This window comes from Pedobacter sp. UBA5917, assembly GCF_002432345.1.
Lineage (GTDB): Bacteria > Bacteroidota > Bacteroidia > Sphingobacteriales > Sphingobacteriaceae > Pedobacter.
The window spans coordinates 1-10,508 of sequence record NZ_DJDT01000087.1 but is presented as its reverse complement, the minus strand read 5'-3'; the positions used below and the strand labels follow the sequence as shown (position 1 = coordinate 10,508).

The 10,508-nt window shown below is 38.8% G+C and carries 10 protein-coding genes; 2 read left to right on the top strand and 8 right to left on the bottom strand.

What is annotated here, in order from left to right; genetic code table 11:
• Together purE and B2V92_RS05380 are read right to left on the bottom strand one after the other, a co-directional pair.
• Positions 1–343, bottom strand: a 343-nt coding sequence (purE, locus tag B2V92_RS05385) for a 5-(carboxyamino)imidazole ribonucleotide mutase (protein ID WP_293305432.1), incomplete at its 3' end; no start/stop codon positions are given.
• A 58-nt stretch (positions 344–401) separates the two neighbouring features.
• Positions 402–1,541 (bottom strand): 5-(carboxyamino)imidazole ribonucleotide synthase, encoded by a 1,140-nt coding sequence (locus tag B2V92_RS05380; RefSeq protein ID WP_293305429.1) that lies wholly within the window; start codon positions 1,539–1,541, stop codon positions 402–404.
• Between the two features lie 54 nt (positions 1,542–1,595).
• Between B2V92_RS05380 and B2V92_RS05375 the strand changes: the two genes are divergently transcribed.
• Complete coding sequence (locus B2V92_RS05375) at positions 1,596–2,786, top strand: NAD(P)/FAD-dependent oxidoreductase (protein WP_293305426.1); 1,191 nt, start codon at positions 1,596–1,598, stop codon at positions 2,784–2,786.
• A 282-nt stretch (positions 2,787–3,068) separates the two neighbouring features.
• Here the strand turns inward: B2V92_RS05375 and B2V92_RS05370 are convergent, their stop codons facing one another.
• Complete coding sequence (locus tag B2V92_RS05370; protein WP_293305423.1) at positions 3,069–3,785, bottom strand: hypothetical protein; 717 nt, start codon at positions 3,783–3,785, stop codon at positions 3,069–3,071.
• A gap of 205 nt (positions 3,786–3,990) precedes the next feature.
• Between B2V92_RS05370 and B2V92_RS05365 the strand changes: the two genes are divergently transcribed.
• Complete coding sequence (locus B2V92_RS05365) at positions 3,991–6,207, top strand: B12-binding domain-containing radical SAM protein (RefSeq protein WP_293305421.1); 2,217 nt, start codon at positions 3,991–3,993, stop codon at positions 6,205–6,207.
• A 164-nt stretch (positions 6,208–6,371) separates the two neighbouring features.
• Here B2V92_RS05365 and B2V92_RS05360 read toward each other — a convergent pair whose 3' ends face one another.
• The 5 genes from B2V92_RS05360 to B2V92_RS05340 all read right to left on the bottom strand — a co-directional run.
• Positions 6,372–6,635: a hypothetical protein gene (locus tag B2V92_RS05360; RefSeq protein WP_293305418.1), complete on the bottom strand. Its 264-nt coding sequence runs from the start codon at positions 6,633–6,635 to the stop codon at positions 6,372–6,374.
• Between the two features lie 32 nt (positions 6,636–6,667).
• Entirely contained in the window at positions 6,668–7,435 is a 768-nt protein-coding gene (locus B2V92_RS05355) for a cyclase family protein (protein WP_293305415.1), read from the bottom strand.
• Between the two features lie 58 nt (positions 7,436–7,493).
• Positions 7,494–7,883, bottom strand: coding sequence for a type II toxin-antitoxin system VapC family toxin (locus B2V92_RS05350; protein ID WP_293305413.1), 390 nt, complete (start codon positions 7,881–7,883; stop codon positions 7,494–7,496).
• A complete protein-coding gene (locus B2V92_RS05345) occupies positions 7,870–8,091 on the bottom strand; it encodes a hypothetical protein (protein WP_293305410.1) in 222 nt (73 codons plus the stop codon). The genes B2V92_RS05350 and B2V92_RS05345 overlap by 14 nt, the downstream gene beginning before the upstream one ends.
• A gap of 39 nt (positions 8,092–8,130) precedes the next feature.
• On the bottom strand, positions 8,131–10,508 hold a 2,378-nt coding region (locus B2V92_RS05340; RefSeq protein ID WP_293305407.1), incomplete at its 5' end, for an amidohydrolase family protein.

The window sequence follows — 10,508 nt, the reverse complement described above, 5'->3', positions numbered from 1 at the left end:
CGTTTGGCATTTGTAGAATGGACAGAATACTGTCCCAACCATCAATTGAGTTAGACGATTTAACCGGAACACCTATTACAGGTAAAGTTGTGATCGAAGCCACCATGCCTGGTAAATGGGCAGCACCACCGGCACCGGCAATAATTACTTTTAAACCGCGGCCCTGTGCTTCCTTTGCATAATTGAACATGCGCTCTGGTGTTCTGTGTGCCGAAACCACCGTTATTTCGTAATCTATTCCAAATTCTTTTAATACATCAGCAGCATCTTGCATCACAGGCAGATCTGATTTGCTACCCATAATAATTCCTACCAATGCCGAACCTGAATTTTCCTGACTCATATCTATTTTGTATTTCTATTTTTCTTGACTATTTAAATTCTAATTACACCTAAAGATGCTATGCGATTACCTTTAATGTTTTTTGTACATAACGGGCTTTTTCAATTGCTTTTTCCCTGTCGATATCTACAATAGTAACATGTCCCATTTTGCGGAAAGGTTTGGTATATTTTTTACCATATAGGTGAACATAAACACCATCAATAGATAATATTTTCTCGAGGTTTTCGTATTTGGCTACACCTTCAAAACCTTTTTCGCCAAGCAGGTTGATCATAATGGCATTGGTAATGCTGCTGGTATCGCCAAGTGGCAAATTATAGATCGCACGTAAATGCTGCTCAAACTGCGAAACGTAGTTGCCTTCAATGGTTTGGTGGCCACTGTTATGTGGGCGTGGGGCTACTTCGTTAACCAATAACTCACCATCTTTGCACACAAACATTTCTACCGCTAAAATCCCGGTGATGTTCATTGCCGAAGCGATGTTTTTCGCAATATTTTCTGCTTTTTGCTGTAAACTTTCAGCAAATGTTGATGGAGAAATCAGAAACTCAACCAAATTGGCTTCCGGATTAAATTCCATCTCTACCATTGGGAATGTTTTCATATCTCCATTGGCATTACGTGCTACAATTACAGCCACTTCCTTTTCAAAATCGACCAGTTTCTCGATAATGCAGGGCGCATCAAAAGCCTTTTCCAGATCGGCAGCACTATTGATTTTCATTACTCCTTTGCCATCATAACCGTCTTTTCTCAGTTTTAAAATGTATGGAAAATGGAAAGGACTGTTCACCATATCTTCCTTTGTATTTACAATCTGGAAAGGAGAGGTAGGAATATCATTTTCTTTAAAAAACTGTTTTTGTACACCTTTATCCTGGATTAAACGGATCACCCTCGATTGTGGAAATACTTTTTTGCCTTCTTTTTCGAGTTGTTCAAGTGCATCGATATTTACTTTTTCAATTTCGATGGTAATAATATCTGCTTTCTTTCCGAAGTTATAAACGGTATCAAAATCGGTGATTGAGCCATTTTCGAAGTAATTTGAGATATGTTTGCAGGGAGCATCCGCATCGGGATCTAAAACCAGTGTGGTTACATTGTAGTTAATTGCCTGTTGAATGAGCATTCTGCCCAATTGTCCGCCGCCTAAAATACCTAGTTTTAATTCGCTAATCTGTTTTGCCATGCGCTTGAAAATAATGCTATTTTTGCACAAAAGTAACCATAATAAATTTTATTGATGAATGCTGATGCAATAATTATTGGTGCAGGTGCTTGCGGATTGATGTGTGCGGTGCAGGCAGGCTATCTGGGTAAGAAAGTAATTGTGCTCGAAAAAAACGAAAAACCTGGTGCCAAAATCCTGATTTCTGGCGGTGGCCGATGCAATTATACCAATCAATTTGCTTCAGCTGAACAGTTTATATCCGCAAATCCGCATTTTATCAAATCGGCCTTTACACAATGGACGGTTGATGATACGATAAGTTTTTTTGAAACTTACGGCATTGAAGGCAAAGAAAAAACTTTGGGCCAATTATTTCCTGATGATAAAAATGCAAAAGATGTGGTGCAGGTTTTTACTTCTATCTGCGAAGATTTTGGTCAGGAGATCAGGTGTAATGCCGATGTAAAAACAATTGATATATTACCTGAAGGTTTTAAAGTTAGTTATGAAAAGAATGGCAAAAATGTTATTTTAACTTCCGAAAAACTGGTTATTGCTACCGGTGGTTTACCGATCCCTAAAATGGGTGCCACCGATTTTGCCTTGCGGTTTGCCAGAAAACATGATCTAAAAATCATAGAAACCGCCCCGGCATTGGTGCCTTTAACCATTACCGGAAAGGATGAAGAGTGGTTTGCACAACTTTCTGGAAATTCGGTTTTTTGCGAAGTAAGTAATGATGAAATTTCTTTTGAAGAAAATATCCTTTTTACCCACTGGGGATTAAGCGGTCCGGCTATTTTACAGATTTCTTCTTTTTGGAGAAGGGGTGAGGTCATCAACCTCAATTTGTTGCCGCATCAAAATGTGGTTTCATTATTGGATGAAGAACGTAAAAGCAATGGAAAAACGTTATTATCAACCTTGTTGAATCGTTTTTACACCAAAAAGTTTACTGATGCTTTGGGTAAGTTTTTACCGTTAAACAAACCTGTTGCCGCATTAACAAAAGCAGAAATCGATTTAATCGAACAAACTATCCACCATTTTAAAGTTAAACCTGCAGGTGATAAAGGTTACGATAAAGCGGAGGTAATGCGTGGTGGAATTGATACTAATGAAATTTCTTCTAAAACGCTGGAGTGCAAAAAAATCCCAAACCTTTTTTTTGGTGGCGAATGTTTAGATGTAACGGGCTGGTTGGGTGGTTATAATTTTCAATGGGCATGGGCAAGCGGTTTTGTGATAGCGCAGAATTTGTAATATACGTCACCCTGAATTTATTTCAGGGTCTATGCAGGTTTAAAATGCGTAATTGGTCAATAAAGCGCTAGACATAGACACTTAAATGCTGTTAAATGATTGAGGTAGTCAATAATTTTTTTTGAAAATGAATGGTTCTGTTTTTCATCGGGGAGTTCAGCCCTGCCATCCCTCCAAGTCCTCACTCATGCTTCGTTTCGGGCTTTCCGTTCTATCAGGTTTATTTAACCCAAAACTGTGATTCTTGGGGGCAGGTTTCAAAAACCTGATAGGTTTGCTCCGCTACAAGTAAACATTAGGCATAATTTCCCAAGCCCAGGGTTTTTTAAATGTTTTAAACGTTCTGAGCTGCGAGAAGAATAAAACTTCACTTGTTCGTTGGTTGGCAATATCCCGGTTATGCATGTTGCCATAAGTGGTAAAAAGCTCGCGGCGTTTAAAATCGTAAACCCTTTCCGTCATATCGCCATTATTTTGGTTGTAATACAGGTTAACTGCACTTGTTAAAAACCAATCTTTATTTTCGAATTTAAAGGTATAACCCAGTTCCCAGCGCCATTCTGAGCCGCCCTGAAAGCGTAAGTATAATTGCTGGTCTTTAATTGCTATCTGTTGTAATGGATCGCCCAGTTTACCACCTTCTTCTGAGCGCAGGATAAAATCGTTGTTCTGGGTTGATAATGTGTAAGCACCTGTTGATTTATCCTTAAAAAAGATTGCCAATATCCTTGGTTTTTGTGTTTCCTTAATAATTTCGCTGCTATTGTCGCCGTAAGTGCGGGTTTCGTCAACCGCTTTGTTATATTCAAAAACAATGGCTAAATCAACTAAAGCATCGTTATTTAAGTCGCCCTCAGCTTTGTCGATTAACGTCCAGTTCGCTGGCGTAAATTGCTCAATTGAAGCTCCCTGTGTTTTGATTTTCGGAAATGTAAAAGTTTTTTGCGCAAAGCCGATCTGTACAGAGAGCATCAGGAAGTAAAAACAAAAGATCTTCATTCAGGTAAAAAAGGTATTGATGTAAGTTTAAAACGTTTGATTTGGGCTTTTAGTTTGCAAACCCGTACAGAGTCTAAAAACAGCCACGGAGGTACGGATAACACAGAAAACTATACTTGGGATGCAACTAAGTAATGCAATAGTGCTAAAATTACACCTTTAAACTTCTAAAATTCCCGTACTTTTGCAGAAAAAACAATTCCATTTGAAAACCGAAGTCTTTGCCATTACACCGCCCTTTACCCAACTGAATACCCCATATCCAGCAACGGCGTATATAAAAGGTTTTCTGAATACCAAAAATATCAGCTCAACACAAGCCGATTTGGGTATTGAAGTTATTTTAGAACTGTTTTCTAAAAAAGGGTTACAGGATCTATTCTGTCACACTGAGCGGAGTCGAAGTGTCGACAATCAAAAGCCAAAAAGCGATAATGCCAAACGTATTTTTGCTTTGCAGGATGAATATTTAAAAACCATAGATGCTGTAATCGCATTTCTGCAGGGGAAAAACCCAACATTGGCATTGCAGATTTGTAGCGACGATTTTTTACCGCAAGCATCGCGTTTTTCGCAGTTAGAAGAACTGGATTGGGCTTTTGGGGCAATGGGTACGCAGGATAAAGCAAAACATCTGGCTACACTTTACCTCGAAGATATATCTGATTACATTGTAGAATGTATTGACGATAATTTCGGCTTTAGCCGTTATGCAGAGCGTTTGGGCAGAAGTGCAAATTCTTTTGATGAATTGTATGATACTTTATTAAAAGAACCAACTTACATCGATCATATTTTATTTTCGGTTTTAAAAGAAAAAATAGAAACGATACAACCTAAGCTTTTCCTTATTTCGGTTCCTTTTCCGGGTAATTTGTACAGTGCTTTCCGTTGTGCACAATGGATAAAGGAAAATCATCCTGAAATTAAAGTTTCTATGGGTGGTGGTTTCCCGAATACCGAATTAAGATCCTTATCGGATGCCCGTGTTTTCGAATTTTTCGATTACATCACTTTGGACGATGGCGAATTGCCTATCGAACTTCTGTATCACAATATTACACACCCCATTCCGGCTGAAGCCCATTTTTATAAAAGAACTTTTTTACTAGAAAACGGTAAAGTGGTTTACCGTAACGATGCTTTTAGGAACGATTATAAGCAGGCTGATGTAGGTACACCGGATTATACCGGCTTACTTTTAGATAAGTATATATCGGTAATCGAAATTGTAAACCCCATGCACCGCATGTGGAGCGATGGGCGCTGGAACAAACTTACTATGGCACATGGCTGTTACTGGGGTAAATGTACGTTCTGCGATATTTCGCTGGATTACATTAAGGTTTACGAACCGGTTGCTGCCAGATTGATTGTTGACCGCATAGAAGATTTATATGCTAAAACCGGACAGAACGGTTTTCATTTTGTTGATGAAGCTGCCCCACCAGCATTAATGCGCGAAGTGGCTTTAGAAATTATCAGGAGAAAGTTAGCCGTAACCTGGTGGACGAATATCCGCTTTGAAAAAAGCTTTAGTCAGGATTTATGTTTGTTGCTTAAAGCTTCAGGCTGTATTGCAGTTTCGGGAGGATTGGAAGTGGCATCCGATCGTTTGTTAAAACTGATCGATAAAGGCGTTACGGTAGAACAAGTAGCCAGGGTTACGCGCAATTTTACCGAAGCCGGGATCATGGTTCATGCTTATTTAATGTACGGTTACCCTACGCAAACAATACAAGAAACTGTTGATAGTTTAGAAATGGTGCGCCAGTTATTTGAAGTTGGAATATTACAATCGGGTTTTTGGCATCAGTTTGCTATGACGGCGCATAGTCCGGTAGGGATGTATCCTGAAAAATTCGGCGTAGTTAAAGAAACAGAAGCTATTGGAACTTTTGCCAATAACGATATCAACTATACCGATAAAACAGGCATTGATCATAACAAATTCAGTTATGGCTTAAAGAAATCGCTGTTTAATTTTATGCACGGTATTTGCTTCGATTATGAACTGCAGGATTGGTTTGATTTTAAAATCCCTAGAACCAAAATACCAGCTGATTTTATTGAAAAGGCTTTAAACGATGGCGATCATTTTAATACAAAATCGACAGCAAAAGTAGTTTGGATAGGAGGTAAACCTTCTGCAGATTATTTCACCAAATCGAAAAAAGGGAATACCTGGGAAATGGCCTCGCTCACTTTTCATGATAAAAAGGAAACTTTTACCGTTCAAACGAATAAAAAAGAAGGTGAGTGGTTAACGGCTATTTTAAATCAGATTTCAATCTCGAACGAAAAAGTATTCACTTTTCAGGAGGTTAAAGCCGATTTTGAGCAGGAACTGGAAAACTTCGAACTGTTCTGGTATTCGAAACCCATTAATACCTTAAGGGAATACGGATTGCTGGTTTTGTAAATTGAAACTTTCACCCACACCACCTACAAGGTCGTCATTTTCTCGCGATCCGTCACCCTGAACTTGATTCAGGGTCTATCATGCAAGAAGATGCTGCTCTCATAAGGCTCACTTTACATTAAAAGGTTCTTTACTGCGTTCAGAATGACAGAAATGTATTAGTCCTACATCTTCATTTTAAAATGCGTTAAGAAGTAAATAATGCAAATCAGTATAATAGAATTAAAAACAAGTAATAACCAGGCAATAACAGACTTACGATCTTTCATCACAGCGATAAAAGAAGTAATATAAGCCATTGCAATCAGTGCCAGAAAAAGATTTACTGTTTGGATACCCAAAATATAATATCCGCTGTACGAAAAAACAAGCAGGCTAAGTATTAAAAAGATGGCTGAAGCAGCTATGTAGAGTTTATTCGGTTTCATATAATGTTAGTTGCTTATTTGTCAATACTAGTCTATTCGTTCAATATCGCAACCACCCTTGCAGGAGCGGCAGATGCACCCTCGATTTTTAATGGAAATACACAAACCTTAAAACCGGTGACAGGTAGGGCACTTAAATTAACCAATTGCTCCATGTGGCAATATTCGGCATTTTGGCCAACTAAATGTGCTGACCAAAAATAATCGGCATTATTGGTGTGTTTTGCTTCGCTGATCATATAAGGTAATGGTAAATCCCAACCCCATTGATCGATACCCATCATTTTAATGCCCTGCTGTATTAACCAATTGGTGGCTTCTAAGCTCATGCCGGTACCTTTTTTATGGAAATCTTTGGTGCCGTTATATTTGTCGCGACCTGTTTTAATCAAAACAATCATTCCAGGTGCTAATGTAATATTGGTTTCTCTTAATGCAGTCGATAAATCAGATACCGTAATCGGATCAAAGTCTGCTTTATAGCTCATATCGATTACTACGCCATCGCCATAACACCAATCGAGTGGTATTTCATCAATGGTTTTGGCTTTTTCGCCATTTACGGTAGGGCTATAATGCCACGGGGCATCAACATGTGTGGTAGAGTGAACGCCCATTTTCTGTATGGTATCATCAGCCCAGCCCACAAAACCGGAAGGAAATAGCCTAAACGGCAGGCCTAATAAACGGATTAACCATTTGGCTTTATGGTGTGGTTTATGTTTGATTTTCACTTTCATAAACCAGGGATCGGATTCGTTGTAACGGATAGGTTTGGATAAATCTATAATAGTGGCCATGTATTTTTGTAATGTTGGATGCGATTAAATTGCAATATGCCTGGTAAAAATTTGAATTTTACCAGGCCAATATTTTTAATCCTTTTATTTCTTGGAAGTGTTTGTCTCTTGTGCTTAATTTAAGCTTGTGTTGTATTGCAGATGATGCTATCCAAATGTCGTTTTCAGGAATTGGAGTTCCCTTTTTTCTTAAATCAGCTTTGATTTTGCCATAGATAAAGGATGTTTCCTCATCAACGGATAAAACGTTGTAGGTAGAAATCAATTGCTTAATATTGGCAATATTCTCTTCAATTTTGGTGGAGTATTCTGCACCATAGCAAAGTTCTCCCACAATGATTGAAGATAAATATACTTCTGACTTATCAATATGATTTGCAACAGAAACATCGCCTTTAAACAGGGCGGAGATGATATTGGTATCTAATAAGACCTTATTTCCAGCCATCTAAATCGATGTTTTCGCAATCTTCTTCAATTGCTTTATCAATCAGTTCCATATCTGACTTTGAAATAAGACCTATAAAATCATGTGCTGATTTTTTTTTATCTGTTAATACCGTTTTTTTTAAAACCTTTACAATATTCAAATCCTCCAAATCCTTAAGAAGTTGGTACGCTTTATTATTGTTGATCTGCAGTAGTACGGTTTCCATAAATCAAATTTACTTAAAATTAGATTATTATGCTAAAAATTAATCACAATGTGGAACGGTAAATGTCCAGGTTTCTGATTCGCCTGTCGGAATGATATAACCATTTCCCCTGATGTTTTCGAACCACAATTTACCACGTAATTTTTCCCTTGTGCCCACTTCATTTAAGGTTGCGCTATCGTAAAGGCGGCCATTAATCATCACATATTTGATTTTTTCAGAGTTTCTGATATCATCTAATGGGTTGGCGTCCATAATCACCATGTCGGCCAGTTTACCCACTTCTAAAGAGCCTATTTCCTTATTCATACCCAAATAGCCTGCGCCATTTAAAGTTGCTGCCCTTATTGCCTGTAGCGGACTAAAACCGCCCTGTACCAACATCCATAGCTCCCAATGTGCGCCTAAACCTTGTATTTGTCCATGTGCGCCAAGGTTAACTTTTGTACCACCATCTGCAATTTGTTTAGTTGCTTTTGCAATGTCGATATGGTTGTAATCACTATATTCTGAAGTGGTTCGGCGTCTGGCCCGGGCATCAATTATAGATCGCGGGGTATAAGTCATTAGCTTCTCATTCTCCCAAACATTGGTCCTATCGTACCAGTAATTTTCGCCCCACTGTCCGCCATAAGCAACAATTAAAGTAGGGGTGTAGCCCACTTCGGTATTATTCCAAAGGGTAGTTACATCTTTATAAACCGGCAAAACAGGTATGCTGTGTTCAATTCCGGTATGACCATCGGCAACCATGTTCATATTAGTAAAAAAGGTTGACCCACCTTCGGGTACCACTTCCATTTTTAACTGCCTTGCGGCTTCTAAAATCTGCTGGCGTTGCTCTCTGCGCGGTTGATTATACGATTTTACCGAAAATGCACCAACGGCTTTTAACCTGCGCAAATTGGCCAAAGCATCGTCTAAACTGTTAATTACCACTTTAAAATCACCATCTGCACCATATAAAATAGATCCGGTTGAATAAACCCGTGGACCGATCATCCTACCAGCTTTTAGCATTTCGCTCTGACTGAAAACCATTTCTGTATTGCTCGATGGATCATGTGAAGTAGTTACCCCGAAAGCTAAATTAGCCATGTAACTCCAATCACTCTGGGGAGTAATTCCATCCGGGCTGGTGCGCAAATGTGCGTGTACATCAACTATACCAGGCATAATGGTTTTACCGTTTACATCTATCACTTTGGCATTGGCCGGAATGGTTACAGCATCTGTTTTACCGATTGCGGTAATTTTATTGCCATCGGTTAGGATGGTTCCATTTTCAATTACCTCATCGCCTTTCATCGAAATAATGCGTGCACCTTTTAAAGCCACAATTCCAGTAGGGACATCAGATTTTAAAACAAGATTGATGTCGATTGATGATGCTTCGGTTTTTGGCGTGGTCCCATCAAAATTGAAAGCATTGTTTACATCAATCGTGAAATATTTTGGGCCTAATGTCCAGTGCAGATTTTTACTATCGGCACTCCATTGGATATAGGTTCCGCCATCGGTTGTTACTTTGGTAACCGGAATGGCTTTATTTCCGGCAGAAGCATCCTGGGCAGTGCCAACGTTAATCATTGGTGTGATGTAAACATTGAAAAGTTCGTTAAACGCTACCCATTTATTGTCAGGACTGATAACAAACTGATTGGCATACTGGGAAGTAAAGTGCGTTCTTTCGTTTGCACCATTTAAATCGATACTTTTTAAAGCTTTTTTACCATCTGCATAACTCTGGAAATAAATGCGTGTATCGGTATTGTTAAATTGTGGACGGATACCATTATCAGAAATAAGGGTTTTTGCTCCACCATTTGCCGGCATAATAAAAATACCGGTTCCACGGCCATAATTATAACCCAGAACATCATTTCCGCTACCTTTTCTAAAAACAATTTTGTCGCCCTTGGTCGAATATTGGGGAGAGTAATAAAAACCTTTTTCATCACTCAAAGTGATGGTTTTTCCTGATTTAAGATCAGTTCTTTTTACTGCTCCTCTTAATTCATCGCTCCAGGTAGTATAAACCACATATTTCCCATCCGGACTAAAAGCAGGCTCGAACTCAAAATCCAACCCATTGGTTAACCTTTCAGGTGTTCCTGCAGGTAATTCCTGCTTGTATAAAAATCCTGCCGCATTAAAAACAACGGTTTTCCCATCTGGAGAAGTGGTTAACTGCCTCAACATTTTGGCCGAAAATTCATTATTAAAAACCTGTTGCTCAAAATGTAAGGCCTGTTGTACGGTTTGAATGGTATTGGCCTGAAAAGGAATAGTACTGTTGATTAAAGTGCCTATTTCTGTTTTTCTGATTTTTCCCCTGGCATAAAAAACAATGCTTTTGCTGTCTGGTGTCCATGCGAAATTAGGATAAACGCCGAAAATAGCCCAGGTTTCCTGCT